Here is a 21,411-nt window from a genome sequence, read left to right on the forward strand (position 1 = left end):
AAAAGGGCCGGGGCCCGCCTCGGACCCCGACCCGGCGATGCGGTGGTGCCCGCGGCCTGCCGGCCGCGGGCACCACCAACCGCTCACTTCTCGGTGAGCTTCTTGTACGCCTGCTCCAGGTCGTCCAGGCCACCGATGGACATGAACGCCTGCTCCGGGAAGTGGTCGAAGTCGCCCTTGCAGAGCTTGTCGAAGGCCTCGATGGTCTCCTTCAGCGGGACGAACGAGCCGTCCTGGCCGGTGAACTGCTTGGCCACGAAGAAGTTCTGCGACAGGTAGCGCTCGATGCGACGCGCCCGCTGCACCGTCACCTTGTCCTCTTCGGACAGTTCGTCCATACCGAGGATGGCGATGATGTCCTGCAGTTCCTTGTACTTCTGCAGGATCCGCTTGACCTCCTGCGCCACCCGGTAGTGCTCCTCGCCGACGATCGACGGGTCGAGGATGGTGGAGCTGGAAGCCAGCGGGTCGACCGCCGGGTAGATGCCCTTCTGGGAGATCGGACGGGAAAGCTCCGTCGTCGCGTCCAGGTGGGCGAAGGTCGTGGCCGGCGCCGGGTCGGTGTAGTCGTCGGCGGGCACGTAGATCGCCTGCATCGAGGTGATCGAACGACCCCGGGTCGAGGTGATCCGCTCCTGCAGCTCACCCATCTCGTCGGCCAGCGTCGGCTGGTAGCCCACCGCGGAGGGCATCCGGCCCAGCAGGGTCGAGACCTCCTGGCCGGCCTGGGTGAACCGGAAGATGTTGTCGATGAACAGCAGCACGTCCTGCTGCTGGACGTCGCGGAAGTACTCGGCCATCGTCAGCGCCGACAGCGCGACCCGCATACGGGTTCCCGGCGGCTCGTCCATCTGGCCGAAGACCAGCGCGGTGTCGGCGAGAACGCCGGACTCCGCCATCTCGACCCAGAGGTCGTTGCCCTCACGGGTGCGCTCACCGACACCGGCGAACACCGAGGTACCACCGAAGTTCTTGGCGACCCGGCGGATCATCTCCTGGATGAGCACCGTCTTGCCGACACCGGCACCACCGAACAGACCGATCTTGCCACCCTGCACGTACGGGGTGAGCAGGTCGATCACCTTGATGCCGGTCTCCAGCATCTCGGTCTTGCCCTCGAGCTGGTCGAACGACGGCGCCTTGCGGTGGATGGTCCAGCGCTCGGCGTCCGAGCCGTAGCCGGGCTCGTCGAGGCAGTGGCCGAGGGCGTTGAACACGTGGCCCTTGACGACGTCACCGACCGGCACCGAGATGCCCGCGCCGGAGTCGGTGACCGCGACGCCGCGCACCAGGCCCTGGGTGGGCTGCATGGAGATCGTCCGGACCACGGCGTCACCCAGGTGCTGGGCGACCTCGAGCGTCAGCGTCTTGGCCATGCCCTCGGCGGTGATCTCCACGGTGAGGGCGTTGTAGAGGTCAGGCACCTGGTCCCGCGGGAACTCGACGTCCACGACCGGGCCGAGGACCCGGACGACGCGGCCGGTGCCAGTAGCAGTGCTAGTGGCAGTTGCGGTCATGTCACTCACTTCCTGCTGACGAGAGCGCCTCGACACCGCCGACGATCTCGCTGATTTCCTGGGTGATCTGGGCCTGGCGGGCCTGGTTGGCCTCACGGCTGAGCGTGCGGATGATCTCGTCCGCGTTGTCGGTCGCCGACTTCATGGCCGTACGGCGGGCCGCGTGCTCCGACGCCGCCGCGTCCAGCAGTCCGGCGAACAGGCGGGTGTTGATGTACTTCGGCAGCAGAGCCTTGAAGAGGGTGTCCGCGTCCGGCTCGAAGTCGTAGACCGGGCGCAGGGTCTTCTGCGGCTCCTCCGAGTACTCCACCTCCAGCGGGGCGACCCGCTTGACCGACGGCTTCTGGTTGATCATGGAGACGAACTCCGTGTGCACCAGGTGCAGCTCATCCACACCCAGCGTACCGTCCGGGCCGCCATCGTCCAGGTAGTCGTCGGCGCCCGCCAGGAAGGCCTTGACCAGGGTCTCGCCGATGTCGGCAGCGTCGCTGTAGTCGGGCCGGTCGGTGAACCCGGTCCAGCTCTTGGCGATCTCCCGCTGGCGGAAGCGGTAGTACGCCTCGCCCTTGCGCCCGACCACGTAGAGCACCGGGGTCTTGCCCTGCTCGCGGAGCAGCGTCTGGAGCTCTTCGGCCGCGCGCAGCACGTTGGAGTTGTAGCCACCGCAGAAGCCGCGGTCACTGGTGACCACCAGCACGCCCGCCCGCTTGGGGTTGTCGCGCTCGTTGAGCAGCGGGTGGTCCAGCGTGCTGGCGTCGGCCAGCGCGGTCAGGACGTTGGTGATCTCGTCGGCGTACGGACGAGACGCCTCCACCCTGGCCTGCGCCTTCATGATGCGCGAGGTAGCGATGAGCTCCTGCGCCTTGGTGATCTTCCGGGTCGACTTGACCGACCGAATCCGGTTCCGGAGTTCCCGAAGTTGAGCCATGAGCTATCCGGTCACTTCTTCGGGGCCGGGCGGTTGACCTTCACGGTCTCCTGCCCGACCTCGTCGGCGGCGAGGGCTTCGGCGTCGGGCTCGCTCGGCGCGGCCGACTCACCCGAGGTGGTGGTGAACTGCTTCTTGAACTCCTCCGCCGCGTCGGCGATGGTCTTGGCGCCGTCGTCGGAGAGCTTCTTGGACTCCACGATGTCCTTGAGGACGGTGTCGTGGCTGCGCCGCAGGTGCGCCAGGAAGTCCGCCTCGAAGCGCCGCACGTCCTCCACCGGCACCGAGTCGAGGTGGCCCTTGGTGCCCAGGAACAGGGACACGACCTCCTCCTCGACCGGCAGCGGCTCGCCCTGGCCCTGCTTGAGGACCTCCATCAGCCGGGCGCCGCGGTCGAGCTGGGCCTTCGACGTGGCGTCGAGGTCGGAAGCGAAGGCGGAGAACGCCTCCAGCTCGCGGAACTGCGCCAGGTCGATCTTGAGCGAACCGGTGACCGACTTCATCGCCTTGATCTGCGCGGAACCACCGACTCGGGAGACCGAGATACCGACGTCGATGGCCGGGCGCTGACCCGAGTTGAACAGGTCCGACTGCAGGAAGCACTGGCCGTCGGTGATGGAGATGACGTTGGTCGGGATGTAGGCCGACACGTCGTTGGCCTTGGTCTCGATGATCGGCAGACCGGTCATCGAGCCGGCGCCCATCTCGTCGGAGAGCTTCGCGCAGCGCTCGAGCAGACGGGAGTGCAGGTAGAAGACGTCACCCGGGTAGGCCTCGCGGCCCGGCGGGCGCCGCAGCAGCAGCGAGATCGCGCGGTAGGCCTCGGCCTGCTTGGTGAGGTCGTCGAAGACGATCAGGACGTGCTTGCCCTGGTACATCCAGTGCTGGCCGATGGCCGAACCGGCGTAGGGGGCCAGCCACTTCAGACCGGGCGAGTCCGACGCGGGGGCGGCGACGATGGTGGTGTAGTCCAGCGCACCGGCCTCTTCCAGGGAGCGCTTCACGCCGGCGATCGTGGAGCCCTTCTGGCCGATCGCGACGTAGATGCAGCGGACCTGCTTCTGCGGGTCGCCGCTCTCCCAGTTGCCCTTCTGGTTGATGATCGTGTCGACCGCGACCGTGGTCTTGCCGGTCTTGCGGTCGCCGATGATCAGCTGCCGCTGACCGCGGCCGATCGGCGTCATGGAGTCGATGGCCTTGATGCCGGTCTGCATCGGCTCGGAGACGCCCTGGCGCTGCACGACCGTCGCGGCCTGCAGCTCCAGCGCGCGCTGCTCCTCGGCGGCGACCTCACCCAGGCCGTCGATGGGCTCACCCAGCGGGTTCACCACGCGGCCGAGGAAGGAGTCGCCCACCGGGACCGACAGCACCTTGCCGGTCCGGCGGACCTCCTGGCCCTCCTCGATCTTGTCCGACTCACCAAGGATGACCGCGCCGACTTCCTGGGCCTCCAGGTTCATCGCGACGCCGTAGATGCCGCCGGGGAACTCCAGCAGCTCCTCGGTCATGACCGAAGGCAGGCCCTCGACATGGGCGATGCCGTCACCGGTATCGGTGACGACTCCGACCTCCTCGCGGCTGACCTCCGGGGAGTAGCTGGAGACGTACTTCTCGATCGCACTGCGGATCTCGTCCGACGAGATCGTCAGCTCCGCCATGTCTCGTTCCTGCTCTCGGTTCGTTCTTGGAAGGGAGTTCGGGTTCGGGCGTGCCGTCTGGGACGGCCCTAGTCGGCGAGGTCGCGGCGCAGGGACTGCAGGCGTCCCACGACGCTGCCGTCGATGATCTCGTCACCGACGCGGACCATCAGCCCGCCACCGAGATCGGGGTCCACCTCGAGGTGGATCGCGATCGGGCGGGAGTAGATCCGCTGCAGCGTGCTGGCCAGCCGCTGCTGCTGCTCCTCGCTGAGCGGGGTCGCGGACCGGACGTGCGCGACGGAACGCTCCCGGCGCTTGGCCGACAGCTCCGCGAGCTCCTCCAGCCCGTCGCTCACGCGGCCCTGGGGGTGCGTGACGAGCTGGCGGACCAGGCTCTGGGTGACCTCCTCGACCTTGCCCGCGATGAGCTGGTCGACGACGGCCTCCTTGCCCTCGGCGCTCGTGGTCGGGTCCGACAGCAAGCGCTCCAGGTCGACCTGGCCACCGATGATGCGACCGAGGCGGAACAGCTCGTCCTCCACCGCATCGAGCCGCCCGGCACGTTCAGCCTGCACCAGCAGGGCGGTGCGGGCCAACCGTTCCAGGCCGCTGATCAGGTCCTTCGCGCTCGACCAGCGCGACCGGACCGCCTCAACCACGACCGGCAGCGCGCGGCCGCCGAGCCTGTCCGCCAGAAGCCCGCGGGCCAGGTCCTCCCTGGTCCGCGGGTCCGTCGAGGCGTCGGCGAGCGCCCGCCGCAGAGTGGCCTCCCGGCGCAGCAGCTCGGCCACGCCGAACAGCTCGTCGGCGAGCCCGGTGATCTCCGCGGCCGCGGCCCCGTCGGTGGCCTGCAGCAGCTGCAGCTCGGTGGCTGCCAGTGCGTCGCGGCTCGCGGCGTTCACGAGGGTGCTCAACTCTCAGCGCCTTTCACTCATCAGGCCTTGGACGCCGGAGCCGCAGTGGCCTCCAGCTCGTCGAGGAACCGGTCGACGGTCCCGCGACGACGGGCCTCGTCCTCCAGGGACTCCCCGACCACGCGGCTGGCCAGGTCGACCGCCTGCCGGCCGAGGTCGGCCCGCAGCTCGGCGACGATCTGGGCCCGCTGCGCGGCCAGCGCGGACTGGCCTGCGGACACGATCCGCTCGGACTCCGCCTGCGCCTGGGCCCGCATCTCCTCGACGATCTGCTGCCCCTCGGCGCGCGCGTCGTCGCGGATCCGGGCCGCCTCCGCCCTGGCCTCGGCGAGCTGGGACTTGTACTGCTCCAGCGTCCGCTGGGCCTCGGCCTGCGCGGCCTCGGCCTTCTCGATGCCGCCCTCGATCCGCTTGCTGCGCTCCTCGTAGACCTTCTCGAAGCGCGGGACCGCGTACTTCCAGAGCACGAACAGCAGGAGCAGGAAGGCGACAAGGCCGACCACGATCTCCACCGGCTCCGGGATGATGGGGTTGTGCCCACCACCCTCCGCGGCCAGCAGCATCTGCGTCTTCACCACAACGTCTCCCAACGCGTAGAGCCGTTAATCAGGCACCGCCGGCCGAAGCGATGAAGTAGACGACCAGACCGATCAGCGCCAGCACCTCGACCAGGACGAAGGAGATCCAGGCGATGCCCTGCAGCTGGCCCTGGGCCTCCGGCTGGCGGGCGGTGCCGTTGATGACGGCGGCCCAGATCAGGCCGACACCGATGCCCGGGCCGATGGCGCCGAGGCCGTAGCCGATCGCGGCCAGACCCGGGTTGATGTTCACGGCGGCTTCGGCGGCCTGGGCGAGAACGATGTTGCTCACTTTCACTACCTTTCAACTCGGTCCGCTTGAGGGCGCGGATCGGAGGTCTTGGTCGGACTCAGTGCTCCTGCGCCATCGCCGCGCCGATGAAGTTGGCGACGAGCAGCGCGAAGATGTAAGCCTGGAGCACCTGGATCAAGGCCTCGACAAACGTCAAGGCAATGGCGAAGGCGAAGGCGACGACGGACACCGGCTTCAGCGCCGCGCTCGCCTCCATGAGCAGGAACTGACCGCCGATGGTGAACACCAGCAGGATGAGGTGCCCGGCGAACATCGCGGCGAACACTCGAATCGCCAGCGCGACCGGCTGGGCGATGAACTTCTGGAAGAACTCGATCGGCGAGAGCAGGATGTAGATCGGCTTGGGCACCCCGGGCGGGAACATGACGTGCTTGAGGTAGCCGAGGAAGCCGTGCCGCTTGAAGCCGACGGTGTGGATCACCAGGTACGCCACGAGGAACAGGGCGATCGGGAAGCCGATGCGCGACATCGTGGGGAACTGGATCAGCGGGATGATCCCGTAGATGTTGTTGACCAGGATGAAGGTGAACAACGCGAAGATCAGCGGGACGAACGGACGGAAGTCCTTCGCGCCGATCTGCTGCCTGGCGATGCTGTTGCGGCTGAAGTCGTAGATCGACTCGGCCACGAACTGGCCCTTGCCCGGCACCAGCTTGAGGTTGCGGGTCGCGATCACGAAGTACGCGCCGACGATCACTGCCGACAGCACGACCAGCACCATCGGTTTGGTGACTCCGCCGAAGATCGGCGGCAGAACGAAACTATCGGCCCCTGGCGGTACGAACGTTCCGCCCTCGGCCAGCACCAGCGCGCCCAACTGGGCTCCTTCCGGTTCTCCCGGTCGACGTTCACACCGCCGGGGGAATCGTCACGATTTGCACTTAACGTACCTGATAGGTGTTCCGGTACGTCGGGGACCCCACCCCGTGCGCGAACGGGCGCCCCTTGGCACCCGATCGGCCGCTTTCACGAGGAAAGACGGTCGCCCACCGGACAATACCAAGCGGTAACTTCGGCTCCCGCGCACCGCCCTCCCAGCGGAGCGGAAGCCTCGCCACGACCTCAGTCGCTGGGCACGATCGTGGGAATCTTGGTCCTCTTGAACGCGACGACCTCGGCGCCGGCCCACACCATGATCGTGGCCAGCATCGTGAACGCCAGCGCCTCGCGGTGGATCCCGTCGACCCACCCGAGCAACGTCATCACCACCAGCAACACGATCATCTTGCCGATGTAGCCGCCCAGCGCCGCCACCATCACGAACATCGGGTTCATGCCACCGGTGGTGCGCATGAGCCAGATGGTGAGCACCGACGAGCCGAAGGCCACCACGCCACCGATCAGCGCGCTGACCAGGCCGGAGACTCCGAACAGCACGGTCGCCACGATCGCGCCGAGGACCGCGGTGACCGCGCCGGGCACCAGGGCGGTGCGCAGCATGGCCGCGGCGAGCCTGCGCACCGAGTCCCCGTGCGGGTCGGTGGACGCCTTCTCGGCGGTGTCGGTCTGCTGTGCTGGGTCCATCAGCTCTCTCGCTGGCTCTCTCGCTCGGCGGCTCGGGCCCGCATGCGCGGGACCACCGAGATGATAGCCGCCACCAGAACCCCCAGGCCGACGACCCATGCCACGACCACCGCGTTGAACAGCGTCAACGACACCGCGCCGAAGGCGATGACGCTCGCCCACAGGTAGATGAGCAGCACCGCGCGCCGCTGCGAGTGCCCGATCTCGAGCAGGCGGTGGTGCAGGTGCATCTTGTCGGCGTGGAACGGGCTCTTGCCCGCCCTGGTGCGCCGGACGACGGCCAGGCTGAGGTCCAGCAGCGGCACGAACAGCACCGCCGCGACCACCAGCAGCGGCGACAGCAGCGCGATGGTGTCCTTGAGCTCGGCGGTGTTGATGTCGAGCTTGCCCGAGGCGGTGGTGCTGGCGGTAGCCAGCATCAGGCCGATGAGCATCGAGCCCGAGTCGCCCATGAAGATCTTGGCGGGCTGGAAGTTGTAGGGCAGGAAGCCCAGGCAGGCGCCGGCGATGGTGGCCGCGATCAGCGCGGGCGGGTAGGCGGTGACGTCGCCGCCGTGCTTGGCCAGCAGCCCCAGGCAGAAGACGCTGGTGGCGCTGGCGGCGATGAGCCCGATGCCGGAGGCCAGGCCGTCGAGCCCGTCGACGAAGTTCATCGCGTTGACCATCGCCACGATGAGCAGCACGGTGAGCAGCTGGCCCTGGTTGCTGCCCAGCACCACGATCTGGCCGAGCTGGTCCTCGCCGCCGCCCCACGGCACGCCGATCATGTACCACTGGACGCCCGACAGCACGAGGATGCCCGCGGCCGTGACCTGCCCGGCCAGTTTGGTCAGCGAGTCCAGCTCGAAGCGGTCGTCGAGCGCGCCGACCAGCACGATCAGCCCGCCCGCGACGATCACCGCGACCGCGTCCTTGGAGTAGTCGAAGCCCCTCGACAGCGCGGGCAGGTTGTCGGCCAGGAACATCGCCGCGAGCACGCCGCCGTACATCGCCACGCCGCCCATCCGCGGGATCGGCTTGACGTGCACGTCGCGCTTCCGCGGGTAGGCGACCGCGCCGACCCTCATCGCCAGCAGCCGGACCAGGCCGGTCAGCAGGAACGTCACCGCCGCGGCGGTGAGCAGGACGAGCAGGTACTCACGGGCCGGGAGGCCGGCGGGTGCCCATGCGGGTGCGTTGTCCATACCGGCGGATCACCCTCGCGGATCAGTGGCCCGTGGAAGTTCGACGTTCTGCCCCCAGAACGACCTGTTCAAGCCTGACGCTCCTCATCACTGCTCACGTTGCGCATACTGGCACTAACGCTATCGGCCAACCGCGGAAGCGTTCCCACCGGTCCGCAGCAGCGAAGATCGTTTCCGCCTCCCCCGCGGACCGGCGCGGCACCCACACCGCACCCCTTCGGGTGTCACCCGTTCAGGTTGAACCGCGCTCCCCCGGGCGGCCGGGCCGCCGCGTCAGCGCAGCGACTCGACGTCGACGCCCAGCACGTCGGCCAGGTCCTCCAGACCCACCGCACCCTCGCGAAGCACACTCGGCTGCGCCTGCGTGAGGTCGACGATCGTCGAGGCGACCGGCTCGCCGGAAGGACCGCCGTCCAGGTAGACCGAGACGGAGTCTCCGAGCTGCTCGCGCGCCTCGGTCGCGGTCGACGCCGGCGGGTGGCCGGTCCGGTTGGCGCTGGACACCGCCATCGGTCCGACCTCGCGAAGCAGGTCGAGCGCGACGGGGTGCAGCGGCATCCGCAGGTTGACGGTGCCGCGGGTGTTGCCGAGGTCCCAGGACAGCGACGGCGCCTGCGGCAGCACGATCGACAGCCCGCCCGGCCAGAACGCCTCGATCAGCGCGCGGGCCTGCTGCGGCACGGACATCACCAGCCCATCCACAGTGGACCACGAGCCGACCAGCACCGGGACCGGCATGTCGGGCCCGCGGCCCTTCGCCGCCAGCAGCGAGGCCACGGCGTTGGAGTCGAAGGCGTCCGCGCCGATCCCGTAGACGGTGTCGGTGGGCAACACGACCAGGCCGCCCGCGCGAACCGCGTTCGCGGCAGCGGCAAGCCCGGATTCCCGGCTGTCCGGGCGACTGCAGTCATAGACGGTGCTCACCCCACGATCCTGGCACGCGCATCCGCGGCGCCCGCGAGTGGTGCGGGGCAGAATCGATCGCGAACGCCGGTAACGACGAGAGCGCCGGACAAGATCGCAAAGGTGTGCCGTGCCGACCGGGCCAGGACCTGCCCGCAACGGTGGTCCCGGCACCCGCCGCTTCCGGGGCGACAACGCCGACGCCGTCCGGAACGTCTGACACTCCGGGCACGCCGGTCCGCGGCACCGGCACCGCCGCCGCCCGCACGAGACCAAGCCAGCCGAGGAGCGAATCATGACCGCCCTGCCCCAGGGTGTCGAGACCGATCACATCGAGTTCCCCGCGGGGAAGATCCGATTCCACCGGGCGGGCGGCTCCGGCCCCGCGATCGTCCTGCTGCACGGCGGGGGCGTGGACAACGGCATGCTGAGCTGGCGGCGCACCGTGCCCGTGCTCGCCGTCGACCACACCGTGTTCGTCCCGGACCTGCCCGGCCAGGGCGGCAGCCGCCCGTGGCACGGGCGTGCCGACCAGCGCACCTGCGAGGAGGCGCTGCGCTGGCTGCTCGACGCGTGGCGGGTCCCCGACGCGACGGTGGTGGGCATGTCGATGGGCGGCAGCATCGCGACCGGCTTCGCGCTGCGCCACCCGCAGCGGGTACGCGGGCTGGTGCTGGCCGCCCCGACGGGCATGCAGGCGCGGCTGGACCGGCACCTGTTCACCTACCTGCTGGTCAAGCTGCGCTTCCCGGGGATGCTGTGGGCCAGAGCGATGGGCATGAGCAGCGCGCTGACCAGGCGGGTCATGACCCGCGGCACGTTCACGGGGAGCCAGCCGGCGGCGGACTTGGAGTCGATCCTCGACGAGGTGCGCGCGGAGGTGCGCAACCGGGGCACGGTGTTCTCCGACTGGCAGCACGGTGCGATCGACCGGCGCTCGATGCGGATCAACCACCTGCCGCACCTGGACCGCATCCGCTGCCCCACCATGGTCATCCACGGCGAGAAGGACGGGATCGTGCCGATGTCCGCGTCGCAGGAGGCCGCCAGGGCCATCCCGGGCGCGATGTTCCGCTGGATCGCCGACGCCGGCCACTGGCCGAGCCGCGAGAAGCCCAACGAGTTCAACGCACTGCTGCGGGAGTTCGTCAACGCCCACCCGTGATCGCGCATCCTAAGTGGACAGATGACGGTGGACCGCCGCGCCGGGGCGACCCGACGCGGCGGACCTCGCCAAGCGCCTGCCTTTGATCATCGAAGCGGCGCAGCCGCCTATCCAAGCAGGCACTAGGACTGCGGCTGCGCCCGCCGCGCGGTGGCGAACCGGGGCCGGCCCGCGAGGTCGGTGTGGTCCTCGACGTCGGTGAGCACGCGCCGCGCCGACAGCAGCGCGGGCACCGAACCGCCGTGAGTGTCGTCGTGCTCGATGGCGACCCCGCCGCCCGCCCGCAGCAGGCGGGCCGCGCAGCCGACGACGTGGCGGACGACGTCCAAGCCGTCGCGGCCGCCGAAGACGGCCTCGTGCGGGTCGTGGTCGCGGACCTCCGGCGGCACCGGGGTGCCCTCCGGTACGTACGGCGGGTTGCACAGGACCAGGTCGACCGTGCCGTCGAGGTCCATCAGCAGCGTCGGGTCGGTCACGTCCCCGGCGTAGAGCCGGATCGGCGTGTCACCTGCCGCGACCTGCTGGTCGGCGTTGCGCCGCACCCAGGAGAGCGCGGCAGGCTCGACCTCGACCGCGTAGACCGCGGCATCCGGACGCGCGTTGGCCACCGCGAGCGCGAGCGCGCCGGAGCCGCTGCACAGGTCGACCACCGTCGGGGACTCCACACCCTCCAGCAGGGCGAGCCCCCAGGCGAGCAGCAGCTCGGTCTCGGGGCGCGGGACGAACACCCCGGGACCCACGTTGAGCGTGACGCCGCCCAGGTGCGCCGTACCCGTCAGGTGCTGGAGCGGGACGCGCTTTGCGCGCTGGCGCACCAGCTCCTCCAGCGCCCGCACCACCGGCGGGTCCACCAGCGGCACCATCATCAGCTTCGTCCGCTCGACGCCGAGCAGGTGCGCGGCCAGCAGTTCGGCGTCGGTTCGCGGGCTCGCCACACCAGCGGCGGCGAGCACGCGCTCCGCTTCGAGGATGGCCAGTCGCAGGGGCTGTCGGGTCACGTCAGCAAGCTTAAGGCGCACGCGGCCGGAATCCGCTGAAGCGAGCGCACTGCGAGCCCGATCACTCGGCGGTGGCCAGCCGCTCCTGGCGGTCGGCCGCCACGAGCGCGCCGAGCACGCCGTCCAGGTCGCCGTCCAGGACCTGGTCGAGGTTGTAGGACTTGTAGTTCACCCGGTGGTCGGAGATCCGGTTCTCGGGGAAGTTGTAGGTGCGGATGCGCTCGGAGCGGTCCACCGTGCGCACCTGGCTGCGGCGCGTCTCGGACGCCTCGCGCTCGGCCTCCTCCTCGGCCAGCGCCTGCAGGCGGGCGCGCAGCACCTGGATGGCGCGGATCTTGTTCTGCAGCTGCGACTTCTCGTTCTGGCAGGACACCACGATGCCGGTGGGCAGGTGGGTGATGCGCACCGCGGAGTCGGTGGTGTTCACGCTCTGCCCGCCGGGCCCGGACGAGCGGTAGACGTCGACGCGCAGGTCCTTCTCGTCGACCTCGACCTCGACCTCCTCCGGCTCCGGATACACCAGGACACCGGCCGCAGAGGTGTGCACGCGGCCCTGCGACTCGGTGACCGGTACCCGCTGGACGCGGTGCACGCCGCCCTCGAACTTCAGCTTCGACCAGACGCCGTCGGGACCGGTGTCGCCGGCCTTGGCCTTGACCGCAACCGTCGCGTCCTTGTAGCCACCGAGGTCGGACTCGGTGGCGTCCAGGACCTCGGTGCGCCAGCCCTGGCGCTCGGCGAAGCGCAGGTACATCCGCAGCAGGTCACCGGCGAACAGCGCGGACTCCTCGCCGCCCTCGCCGGACTTGACCTCGAGCAGCACGTCGGAAGCGTCGTGCGGGTCGCGCGGCAGCAGCAGCTCTGTGAGCTTGGCCTCCAGCGCGGGCACCGACTCGGCCAGCGACTCGGCCTCCTCGGCGAAGGCGGGGTCCTCGTCGGCCAGCTCACGGGCGGTGGTCAGATCCGAGCGGGCCTGGTCGAGCTCCTTGGAGCAGCGCACGATCGGGGTCAGCTCGGCGTAGCGGCGCCCCAGCTTGCGGGCACCGGCCTGGTCGGCGTGCACCTCGGGATCGGCCAGCCGCCGCTCCAACTCCGCGTACTCGGCGAGCAGACCATCGAGCTTGGACGTCTCCACTGGCGACCCTCTTCACTGGTGCGAACGACCGGACGGCACTGCGAACACGACACGGCGCCCGCCCCGCGCAACGCGGTGACGGGCGCCGTCGGCTCGGCTACTTCTTGCGGCGGCCGTAGCGGGCCTCGAAGCGGGCGACGCGGCCACCGGTGTCGAGGATCTTCTGCTTGCCCGTGTAGAACGGGTGGCAGTTGGAGCAGATCTCGACGGTGATCTGACCGCTCTTGCGGGTGCTGCGCGTGGTGAAGGAGTTACCACAACCGCAGTTGACCTGGGTGGTCACGTACTCGGGGTGAATACCAGACTTCAACGCCTTGTCCTCTCATCGTGGCCGCCGGGTCCACGCGGCCGCGCCGCGCGGTGAACCGGTGCCGGAACCAACCTTGCATTCTGCCAGACGAAGGCTGCTGACCTGCAACGCAGGGGCCCTCCCCGGATATTCCCGGCGCACCCGGATGCCGTTCGGCCCACCGGACACACCGCCCGGCGCGTAGGAGTGACCGCCCGTCGAGTGAACCAGGGACAGGTGGTGCGCACCCGGCGCCGCCGACGCATTCTCTACGCGTGATGCTCTGCTCCGCCCTAGGCAAACTCACGGTGAAGACGTGGGTCCTCCTGCCGCTGCTGTTTCTCGGCAGCGCGGTCGGCATCGCCGCCCTGTTCGAGGTGCTGGTCACCCCGTCCCCCGGCCTGTTCCAGGACGTGACGGCCTCGGTGCCCGTGCTGTGCGGGTTCGCCGGCGCGCTGACCCTGCTGAGCAGCGGTCAGGTCGGCTGGAGCGCGGCATGGCAGCGCCGCTGGCTCCGGTTCGGCTACCCGCTGGCCGTGCTGCTCGGCGGCCTGGCCGCCGACGCCGTGCGGGTGCCCCTGGTCGCCGCGCTGGTCGTCGGACCGCCCGCCGCGATCGTGCTGGTCGTGGTGCTCGTCCGCAGCGCCGCCCGGCCGGTCGCCTGCCCCTGACCGACGCCGCGGCGTCGCCCGCGGGAGCCCGCGACGCGACTCGATCCGGCGACCTCCTCCCGGGGAAGTGTGCTCCGCGTCATGAACCGAAAGGGCCCGCACCTGGTCGGTGCGGGCCCTCGGCGATGCGCGGACGACGCGGACGTCAGTCCTCGTCCTTGCCCGGCGTGGTCTTGGCGACCTGCATCAGGAACTCGATGTTGGTCCGCGACTTGCGCAGCCGGTCCTGGAGCAGTTCCAGGGCCTGCTGGGCGTCGAGCGCGGCCAGCACCCGGCGCAGCTTGTGGGTGACCGCCAGCTCGTCGGGCGAGAGCAGGATCTCGTCCTTGCGGGTGCTGGAGGCGTCCACGTCGACCGCAGGGAACAGCCGCTTGTCGGCCAGCTTGCGGTCCAGCTTGAGCTCGGCGTTGCCGGTGCCCTTGAACTCCTCGAAGATCACGGTGTCCATGGTCGAGCCGGTCTCCACCAGCGCCGTGGCGAAGATCGTCAGCGAGCCGCCGTTCTCGATGTTGCGCGCCGCGCCCAGGAACCGCTTCGGCGGGTACAGCGCGGTCGAGTCGACACCACCGGAGAGGATCCGGCCCGAGGCCGGGGCCGCCAGGTTGTAGGCGCGGCCCAGCCGGGTGATGGAGTCGAGCAGCACGACCACGTCGTGGCCCATCTCCACCAGGCGCTTGGCCCGCTCGATGGACAGCTCGGCCACGGTCGTGTGGTCCGACGGCGGACGGTCGAAGGTGGAGGCGATGACCTCGCCCTTCACCGACCGCTGCATGTCGGTGACCTCTTCCGGACGCTCGTCGGCGAGGACGACCATCAGGTGGCACTCGGGGTTGTTGGTGGTGATCGCGTTGGCGATCGCCTGCAGCACCATCGTCTTGCCCGCCTTCGGCGGCGAGACGATCAGCGCCCGCTGCCCCTTGCCGACGGGCATCACCAGGTCGATGATCCGGCCGGTCAGGTTGTGCGGCTCGGTCTCCAGGCGCAGCCGCTCGTTCGGGTAGAGCGGGGTCAGCTTGTGGAACTCCGACCGGCCCTTGGCCGCGTCGGGCTCCAGGCCGTTGATGGCGTCGACGCGCACCAGCGGGTTGAACTTCTGCCGCTGCTGCTCGCCCTCGCGGGGCTGGCGGATGACGCCCTTGATGGCGTCGCCGCGCCGCAGCCCGTACTTGCGGACCAGCGACAGCGAGACGTAGACGTCGTTCGGCCCCGCCAGGTAGCCGGAGGTTCGCACGAAGGCGTAGTTCTCCAGCACGTCGAGGATGCCCGCGACCGGGAGCAACACGTCGTCCTCGCGGACCTCCGGCTCGCTGCCGCCGCCCTCCGCGCGCCCGCGGTTGCGGCGGCGGTCGCGGAACCGGCGCCCGCGCCTGCGGCCGCCGTCGTCGTCGCCGTCGTCCTGCCGGTTGTCCTGCTGCTGCCTGGCGTTGTTGCGGTCCTGACGGTCACCGCGGTCCTGACGGTCGCCGCGGTCCTGACGCTCGCCCCGGTCCTGGCGCTCACCGCGCTCGGAGCGCTCCTGGCCGCCCTGGCCACCGCGCTCGTCCTCCTGCGCACCGCCGGCCCGCCCGGAGGAGCGCCTGCGGCGGTTGTTGGAACGCCGGCTCTCGTCGTCGCCCGAGGCGTCGGCGGCCTGCTGACGGCGCCCACGTCCCCGGGACGGCGCGGCACCGTTGGTGGCCGGCTCGGCCGCCTGCTCGGTGTCGCGCTGCTTGCTGTCGGCGTCGCTCTCGTCCAGTGCGGGCTGGTGGGCCTTGGCCTGGGCGCTGTCCTCGGCGGCCTGGCTGGGCTTCTTGGTGCCGCGCGACCGCTGCGGGGCCGCGCCGCCCTGCCGCTCCTTGATGGCCGCGATCAGGTCGCCCTTGCGCAGGCCGGCCGTGTCGATGCCCAGTTCCCCCGCGAGTTGGCGCAGCTCAGCGAGAACCATGCCGGAAAGTCCGCCGCGTCGGCGCGGGGTCCCGTTGGTCTCGGAACCGGTGCCCGACTGCTCGGATTCCTGCCGGCCAGCTTGAGCGACGCCGTTGGCCGCTTCGCTGCTCAACAGTTCGGTGTTGCTCACGAATGTCCTTCCTGACCGGACCGCGCCTCCTACGCGACCCAGCGGATTGCCCGCCCGCTCTCCAGTCGCGGACGGCCGTTTTGTGCTACCGGCAGCCGATCGGAAATCCACGAAGGCGACCGGCTGTCGAGCCGTGGCTCGTGCGGAACCAGCAGCACCGGGCGGTGGGAGGCACCCGGCTCGCGAGATCGCCAGTCCGATACCAGCGTTGACGATTCCAGCTTCGGTGATATCAGCTCACGGGACTCGCCGGTGGCTCCGCCGACTCGTGCTGAGCTGCCCGAACAACGGTCCACGTGCGACGCGTCCACTCCGATCCACACTCGCCGATGCACGCCCTGCTGCCGCCTCGTACCAGGAGGAACCGACTCGCTGAAGCCCTTCACCGGGCATTTCGGCAGGCCCCGTCCGCACGTCGCGGACGCACCTGGTTCCCGGTGGAGGAGCTACGGGGGATCGATCCGCCGACTCGGTTGCCGCAGAGGGCCACGGTGTGAAACCTAGAGCCCCAACCCCGACATCGGCAACGATTCGCAGATCGATTCGTCCGAAGCGAACCCCATTGAGTTGACAACTCCTGCCTCGGTCACCGCGTCCGGGTACCCGCCAATCCTGATCTTCACCCCGGGTCGGGTGGAGTCAATTCACAGCGGGAGATGCGTTCCGGGGTCGACGTCCCGGATACGGCACCGGCGCCCTGCGCGCGGTGACTGATTGACCTTGAGGGTAGACGCCCTGACATCCAGGTGCAACAACCCCCCGGGCGTGTGGCACGCCCGATGTCGATCACTCCGCCGGTCGGCGCCATGCACCCACCGACACCACCTTTGTACCACCTCCGCGGCCCGCGCCGCGCGCAGGGCCGCCCATCAGGGCATTTCGCTCAAGGTTTGGCGGTGACGCGAACGCCTTCGCGGTCGACCGGCAGACGCAGCACCTCGAAGCCTGCGATGTCGAGACCGGCGGGAAGTTCACCGGCTCCGGGCAACGCCAGCACGGTCGGCCCGGCTCCCGAGACGGCCGCCGGGACCCCCGCGGCGCGCAGCCGGCGCACGAGCGCGACGGTCTCGGGCCACGCCGGCTCGCGGTAGTCCTGGTGCAGGCGGTCCTCGGTGGCCGCCAGCAGCAGCGACGGGTCGCTGGTCAGCGCGTGCACGGCGAGCGCGGCGCGTCCCGCCGCGAACGCAGCGTCGGCGTGCGGCACCCGCTCCGGCAGCAGGCCGCGGGTGGTGCGCGTCGCGGACTCCGTGGCGGGCACCAGTGCCACCGGCACGACATCGGGGTGCGGTTCGAGCCGGGTCGCGCGGAACCGGCCCTCCTCGCACCACGCGACGACGAACCCGCCGAAGAGGCTGGCCGCGGCGTTGTCGGCGTGGCCCTCGCGCTCGGCCGCCAGCTGGAGGGCAGCGGGCGCGTTTTCGGGGTCCCGGGCGCTGATCCCGGCCAGCGCGTGTCCCGCGGCGACGCCGGCGACGATCGCCGCCGCCGACGAGCCGAGACCGCGGGAGTGCGGGATGGCGTTGCGGCAGCGCAGCCGCAGCGCCGGGGCGGGCACCTCGAGCAGGCGCAGGGTGCGGTGCACCATCCGGGCGACGAGGTGGTTCCCGTCCGCCGGGACGACCCCGGCGCCCTGCCCCTCGACCTCGACCCGGACGCTCCCCGGCGGGCCGTCGACCACGTCGACCCGCACCACGTCGTACAGGGACAGCGCCATCCCGAGGGCGTCGAAACCCGAACCGAGGTTCGCCGTCGACGCCGGGACCGTGACCTCGACCGACGTGGCGGCCGGGGCCGTCACGCCAGCTCCAGCGCCGTCGCGACGGCGCCGGGGTCCACCGGCAGCGGCTCGACCTCGACCATGCCCGACAGCGCCGTGTCCGGGTCCTTTAGACCGTGCCCGGTCACCGTGCACACCACGCGCGAGCCCGGGGGCATCCGGCCGTCCTCGACGGTGGCCAGCAGCCCGGCGACGCTGGAGGCCGACGCGGGCTCGACGAAGACGCCCTCGCGGGAGGCCAGCAGCCGGTAGGCGGCCAGGATCTGCTCGTCGGTCACGGCCGCGAACAGGCCGCCCGAGGCATCCTTCGCGGCCACCGCGCCGTGCCAGGAGGCGGGGCTGCCGACCCGGATCGCGGTCGCGATCGTCTCGGGGCTGGACACCGGCTGGCCGTGCACCAGCGGCGCCGCACCGGCGGCCTGGAAGCCGAACATGGCGGGCGTGGCGGAGATGACCCCGTCGCGGGCGTACTCGTCGTAGCCCTTCCAGTAGGCGGTGATGTTGCCGGCGTTGCCGACCGGCAGGCAGTGCACGTCGGGGGCGGTGCCCAGCACGTCGCAGATCTCGAAGGCGGCGGTCTTCTGACCCTCCAGCCGGACCGGGTTGACCGAGTTGACCAGGGTCACCGGGTGCTCGGCGGCGGTCTTGCGGGCCAGCTCGAGGCAGTCGTCGAAGTTGCCCTGCACCTGGAGGATCTTCGCGCCGTGCACGACCGCCTGGGCGAGCTTGCCCATCGCGATCTTGCCCTGCGGCACCAGCACCGCCGAGGTGAGCCCGGCGCGCGAGGCGTAGGCGGCCGCCGACGCCGAGGTGTTGCCGGTGGAGGCGCAGATGACGGCCTTGCTGCCCTCGGCGAGGGCGTGCGTGATGGCCACCGTCATCCCCCGGTCCTTGAACGAACCGGTCGGGTTGGCGCCCTCGACCTTGAGGTGGACCTCGCAGCCGGTCAGCTCCGAGAGGTGGTGGGCGGGCACCAGCGGGGTGTTGCCCTCCTGGAGGGTCACCACGCGCGCACCGTCGGGGACCGGGACGCGGTCCCGGTAGGCCTCGATGAGACCGGGCCACCCGGCACGCGCGCCCTGGATGTTCGAAGTCACGACGGTTCACCTTCCACGCGCATCACGCTGACCACCTCGCGCACCACCTCTAGCTGCGCGATCTTGTCCACTGTGGACTTCAAGGCCGCGTCCGCCGCGGTGTGGGTGACGACCACGAGGCTGGCCTCGTCCCCCCTGCCCTGCTGGCGGACCACGGAAATGCTCACATCGTGCTCGTTGAAGGTGGCCGCCACCTGCGAGAGCACACCCGGTTTGTCGGCCACGTCGAGGCTGATGTGGTAGCGGGTCGGGGTGCCGCCCATCGGGCGAACCGGCAGCTGGGCGTGCGCCGACTCGCGCGGCCCCTTGCCCGCCACGACCAGGTTGCGGGCCACGGCCACCAGGTCGCCGAGCACGGCGCTCGCGGTCGGGGCGCCGCCGGCGCCCTGCCCGTAGAACATGAGCTGCCCGGCGGCCTCGGCCTCCACGAACACCGCGTTGAAGGCGCCGCCGACGCCCGCCAGCGGGTGGCTGCGCGGGATCATCGCCGGGTGCACTCGTGCCGACACCGACTCGGTGCCGTCCTCGTCGACGACCCGCTCGCAGATCGCCAGCAGCTTCACGGTGCGGTCCAGCGACCTGGCCGCCGCGATGTCACCGGGGCTGACCGCGGAGATGCCCTCGCGGTGCACGTCGGTGGCGGTGACCCGGGTGTGGAACGCCAGCGAGGCCAGGATGGCGGCCTTGGCCGCGGCGTCGAAGCCGTCGACGTCGGCGGTCGGGTCGGCCTCGGCGTAGCCGAGCCTGCCCGCCTCGTCCAGCGTCTCGGAGTAGCCGGCGCCGGTGGAGTCCATCGCCGACAGGATGTAGTTGGTGGTGCCGTTGACGATGCCCATCACGCGGTTGATCCGGTCGCCGGCCAGCGACTCCCGCAGCGGGCGCAGCAGCGGGATCGCACCCGCCACCGCGGCCTCGAAGTAGATGTCGGCGCCGGAGGCGTCGGCCGCCGCGTACAGCTCGGAGCCGTACTCGGCCAGCAGCGCCTTGTTCGCCGTGACCACCGACTTGCCCGACCTCAGCGCGGTCAGCAGCAGCGACCGGGCGGGCTCGATCCCGCCGATCAGCTCGACCACGACGTCGACGTCGCCCTCCACCAGCGCCGTGGCGTCGGTGGTGATCAGGTGCTCGGGCACCCCGGGGTGCTTGTGCGGGCGGCGCACCGCCACCCCGGTGACCTGCACCGGCGCCCCGGTTCGCGCCGCGAACTCCTCCGGCTGGTCCTGAAGCAGACGCAGCACCTCGGTACCGACCGTGCCGCACCCCAACAGCGCGACTCTGATCGGTTCACGGTCCTCGATCACTCACACCTCCAGCCGGAGCAGGTCGTCCTCGGTCTCCCTGCGCAGCAGCAACCGCGCCTGGCCGTCCCGGACCGCGACGACGGCGGGCTTGGGCAGGCGGTTGTAGTTGCTGGCCATCACGTAGCAGTACGCGCCGGTCGCGGCCACCGCGACCAGGTCGCCCGGAGCAATGTCCTCCGGGAGCCAGCAGTCTCGCACCACTACGTCACCGGACTCACAGTGTTTGCCCACGATGCGGGACAGCACGGCCCGCGCCTCGGCCCGGCGGGACACCAGCCGGCAGTCGTAGACGGCGTCGTAGAGCGAGGTGCGGATGTTGTCGCTCATGCCGCCGTCGACGCTGACGTAGCGGCGCTGGAGGCCGCCGTCGAGCGCCACGTCCTTGATCGTTCCGACCTCGTAGACCGTCACGGTGCCCGGACCGGCGATCGCGCGACCGGGCTCGACGGCGATCCTGGGCGCCTCCAGCCCTGCGTTCTCGCACTCCTTGCGCACGATCTCGGTCAGCCGGGCGGCGAGCTCGGCCGGGGGCAGCGGGTCGTCCTCGGCGGTGTAGGCGATGCCGAGACCGCCACCGAGATCCACAGTGGACACAGTGGAGAGCGCTTCGGCGCCGTGCTCCTCCTGCAGCTTCGCCAGCAGCCGGATCACCCGGTGCGCGGCCAGCTCGAAGCCGTCGTCGTCGAAGATCTGCGAACCGATGTGGCTGTGCAGGCCGACCAGTCGCAGCGACTCGGCCTTGAGCACCCGGCCGACGGCCTCGGCCGCCTGCCCGGAGGTCAGCGAGAAACCGAACTTCTGGTCCTCGTGCGCGGTCGCGATGAACTCGTGGGTGTGCGCCTCGACGCCCACGGTCACCCGGATCATCACGTCCTGGCGGACCCCGCGCTCGCGGGCGATGTGCTCCAGCCGCGCGATCTCGTGGTAGGAGTCGAGGACCACCGCACCGACCCCGGCCTCGACCGCCGCGGTCAGCTCCGCGACCGACTTGTTGTTGCCGTGCAACGTGATCCGCTCCGGCGGGAACTCCGCGCGCAGCGCGACGTTCAGCTCGCCGCCGCTGCACACGTCCAGGCTCAGGCCCTCCTCGGCCACCCACCTGGCGACCTCGGTGCACAGGAAGGCCTTTGACGCGTAGTGGACCGACGCCGGGTCCCCGAAGGCTCCCGCGTAGTCCGCGCAGCGGGAGCGGAAGTCGTCCTCGTCGAGCACGAACAGCGGTGTCCCGTACTCCTCGGCGAGGTCGCGGACGTCGACACCGGCGAAGCCGGTGCTGCCGTCGGCCGCGCGGGCGGCGTTGCGCGGCCACACGTGCGGGTGCAGCCGGTCGAGGTCGTCGGTGGTGGCGGGCACCGGGCCCGCGGTGTTGCCGGGGGGCACGACATCCGCGTGCCGTGGCCCGGCCGGATGGGCGCGCATGG

At 70.6% G+C, this 21,411-nt stretch carries 20 protein-coding genes; 2 read left to right on the plus strand and 18 right to left on the minus strand.

The features are described from left to right. Window positions 1-83: 83 nt before the first annotated feature. The 10 genes from atpD to HUO13_RS31505 all read right to left on the minus strand — a co-directional run bounded on the left by atpD (window position 84) and on the right by HUO13_RS31505 (window position 9,522). Window positions 84-1,517 carry a F0F1 ATP synthase subunit beta gene (gene atpD / locus HUO13_RS31460; RefSeq protein WP_211898549.1) on the minus strand — a complete coding sequence of 478 codons (1,434 nt, stop codon included), beginning with the start codon at window positions 1,515-1,517 and terminating at the stop codon, window positions 84-86. Window position 1,518: 1 nt separating this feature from the next. Next, on the minus strand, window positions 1,519-2,445 hold the full coding sequence (locus tag HUO13_RS31465; protein ID WP_211898550.1) for a F0F1 ATP synthase subunit gamma: 927 nt from the start codon (window positions 2,443-2,445) through the stop codon (window positions 1,519-1,521). A gap of 11 nt (window positions 2,446-2,456) precedes the next feature. After that, entirely contained in the window at window positions 2,457-4,103 is a 1,647-nt protein-coding gene (gene atpA / locus HUO13_RS31470; protein WP_211898551.1) for a F0F1 ATP synthase subunit alpha, read from the minus strand. Between the two features lie 68 nt (window positions 4,104-4,171). Further along, window positions 4,172-4,999, minus strand: a complete 828-nt coding sequence (locus HUO13_RS31475) for a F0F1 ATP synthase subunit delta (protein ID WP_211898552.1) — start codon at window positions 4,997-4,999, stop codon at window positions 4,172-4,174. A gap of 20 nt (window positions 5,000-5,019) precedes the next feature. Further along, window positions 5,020-5,574: a F0F1 ATP synthase subunit B gene (locus HUO13_RS31480; RefSeq protein WP_432757786.1), complete on the minus strand. Its 555-nt coding sequence runs from the start codon at window positions 5,572-5,574 to the stop codon at window positions 5,020-5,022. Window positions 5,575-5,605: 31 nt separating this feature from the next. Continuing rightward, window positions 5,606-5,869 (minus strand): ATP F0F1 synthase subunit C, encoded by a 264-nt coding sequence (locus tag HUO13_RS31485; RefSeq protein WP_211898554.1) that lies wholly within the window; start codon window positions 5,867-5,869, stop codon window positions 5,606-5,608. A 58-nt stretch (window positions 5,870-5,927) separates the two neighbouring features. Beyond that, window positions 5,928-6,707 (minus strand): F0F1 ATP synthase subunit A, encoded by a 780-nt coding sequence (gene atpB / locus HUO13_RS31490; protein WP_211898555.1) that lies wholly within the window; start codon window positions 6,705-6,707, stop codon window positions 5,928-5,930. A 245-nt stretch (window positions 6,708-6,952) separates the two neighbouring features. Continuing rightward, the gene (locus HUO13_RS31495; protein ID WP_211898556.1) at window positions 6,953-7,414 is read right to left on the minus strand and encodes a hypothetical protein; all 462 of its coding nucleotides are present in this window, start codon (window positions 7,412-7,414) and stop codon (window positions 6,953-6,955) included. Further along, the gene (locus HUO13_RS31500; RefSeq protein ID WP_211898557.1) at window positions 7,414-8,598 is read right to left on the minus strand and encodes a glycosyltransferase family 4 protein; all 1,185 of its coding nucleotides are present in this window, start codon (window positions 8,596-8,598) and stop codon (window positions 7,414-7,416) included. The genes HUO13_RS31495 and HUO13_RS31500 overlap by 1 nt, the downstream gene beginning before the upstream one ends. Window positions 8,599-8,871: 273 nt before the next feature. Then, on the minus strand, window positions 8,872-9,522 hold the full coding sequence (locus HUO13_RS31505; RefSeq protein ID WP_211898558.1) for an L-threonylcarbamoyladenylate synthase: 651 nt from the start codon (window positions 9,520-9,522) through the stop codon (window positions 8,872-8,874). A 274-nt stretch (window positions 9,523-9,796) separates the two neighbouring features. Between HUO13_RS31505 and HUO13_RS31510 the strand changes: the two genes are divergently transcribed. Then, window positions 9,797-10,666, plus strand: a complete 870-nt coding sequence (locus tag HUO13_RS31510) for an alpha/beta fold hydrolase (protein ID WP_211898559.1) — start codon at window positions 9,797-9,799, stop codon at window positions 10,664-10,666. A gap of 122 nt (window positions 10,667-10,788) precedes the next feature. Here HUO13_RS31510 and prmC read toward each other — a convergent pair whose 3' ends face one another. The 3 genes from prmC to rpmE form a co-directional block, all read right to left on the minus strand. Further along, the gene (gene prmC, locus HUO13_RS31515) at window positions 10,789-11,664 is read right to left on the minus strand and encodes a peptide chain release factor N(5)-glutamine methyltransferase (RefSeq protein ID WP_211898560.1); all 876 of its coding nucleotides are present in this window, start codon (window positions 11,662-11,664) and stop codon (window positions 10,789-10,791) included. 61 nt (window positions 11,665-11,725) lie between these two features. Further along, window positions 11,726-12,799 (minus strand): peptide chain release factor 1, encoded by a 1,074-nt coding sequence (gene prfA / locus HUO13_RS31520; protein WP_211898561.1) that lies wholly within the window; start codon window positions 12,797-12,799, stop codon window positions 11,726-11,728. A gap of 97 nt (window positions 12,800-12,896) precedes the next feature. After that, a complete protein-coding gene (gene rpmE / locus HUO13_RS31525; RefSeq protein WP_211898562.1) occupies window positions 12,897-13,109 on the minus strand; it encodes a 50S ribosomal protein L31 in 213 nt (70 codons plus the stop codon). 287 nt (window positions 13,110-13,396) lie between these two features. On the opposite strand from rpmE, the gene HUO13_RS31530 reads away from it, so the two are divergent. Beyond that, window positions 13,397-13,759, plus strand: coding sequence for a hypothetical protein (locus tag HUO13_RS31530; protein WP_249124215.1), 363 nt, complete (start codon window positions 13,397-13,399; stop codon window positions 13,757-13,759). A 145-nt stretch (window positions 13,760-13,904) separates the two neighbouring features. On the opposite strand, the gene rho is transcribed toward HUO13_RS31530, so the two are convergent. The 5 genes from rho to lysA all read right to left on the minus strand — a co-directional run bounded on the left by rho (window position 13,905) and on the right by lysA (window position 21,409). Then, a complete protein-coding gene (gene rho / locus HUO13_RS31535; protein ID WP_211898563.1) occupies window positions 13,905-15,815 on the minus strand; it encodes a transcription termination factor Rho in 1,911 nt (636 codons plus the stop codon). A gap of 883 nt (window positions 15,816-16,698) precedes the next feature. Next, the gene (gene thrB, locus HUO13_RS31540; protein WP_211898564.1) at window positions 16,699-17,613 is read right to left on the minus strand and encodes a homoserine kinase; all 915 of its coding nucleotides are present in this window, start codon (window positions 17,611-17,613) and stop codon (window positions 16,699-16,701) included. Beyond that, window positions 17,610-18,689 carry a threonine synthase gene (gene thrC, locus HUO13_RS31545; protein WP_211898565.1) on the minus strand — a complete coding sequence of 360 codons (1,080 nt, stop codon included), beginning with the start codon at window positions 18,687-18,689 and terminating at the stop codon, window positions 17,610-17,612. The genes thrB and thrC overlap by 4 nt, the downstream gene beginning before the upstream one ends. Beyond that, a complete protein-coding gene (locus HUO13_RS31550) occupies window positions 18,686-19,990 on the minus strand; it encodes a homoserine dehydrogenase (protein WP_211898566.1) in 1,305 nt (434 codons plus the stop codon). Before HUO13_RS31550 ends, thrC begins: the two co-directional genes overlap by 4 nt. Beyond that, window positions 19,991-21,409, minus strand: coding sequence for a diaminopimelate decarboxylase (lysA, locus tag HUO13_RS31555; RefSeq protein ID WP_211898567.1), 1,419 nt, complete (start codon window positions 21,407-21,409; stop codon window positions 19,991-19,993). Between the last annotated feature and the right edge of the window lie 2 nt (window positions 21,410-21,411).

The sequence above is a fragment of the Saccharopolyspora erythraea genome (assembly GCF_018141105.1).
Classification (GTDB): Bacteria; Actinomycetota; Actinomycetes; order Mycobacteriales; family Pseudonocardiaceae; genus Saccharopolyspora_D; species Saccharopolyspora_D erythraea_A.

Bases quoted from the DNA above. Each gene is read 5' to 3' on its own strand.
- atpA (WP_211898551.1), bottom strand. From the start codon at position 4,103: ATGGCGGAGCTGACGATCTCGTCGGACGAGATCCGCAGTGCGATCGAG.
- HUO13_RS31495 (WP_211898556.1), bottom strand. From the start codon at position 7,414: ATGGACCCAGCACAGCAGACCGACACCGCCGAGAAGGCGTCCACCGAC.
- HUO13_RS31510 (WP_211898559.1), top strand. From the start codon at position 9,797: ATGACCGCCCTGCCCCAGGGTGTCGAGACCGATCACATCGAGTTCCCC.
- atpD (WP_211898549.1), bottom strand. From the start codon at position 1,517: ATGACCGCAACTGCCACTAGCACTGCTACTGGCACCGGCCGCGTCGTC.
- HUO13_RS31500 (WP_211898557.1), bottom strand. From the start codon at position 8,598: ATGGACAACGCACCCGCATGGGCACCCGCCGGCCTCCCGGCCCGTGAG.
- HUO13_RS31465 (WP_211898550.1), bottom strand. From the start codon at position 2,445: ATGGCTCAACTTCGGGAACTCCGGAACCGGATTCGGTCGGTCAAGTCG.
- lysA (WP_211898567.1), bottom strand. From the start codon at position 21,409: ATGCGCGCCCATCCGGCCGGGCCACGGCACGCGGATGTCGTGCCCCCC.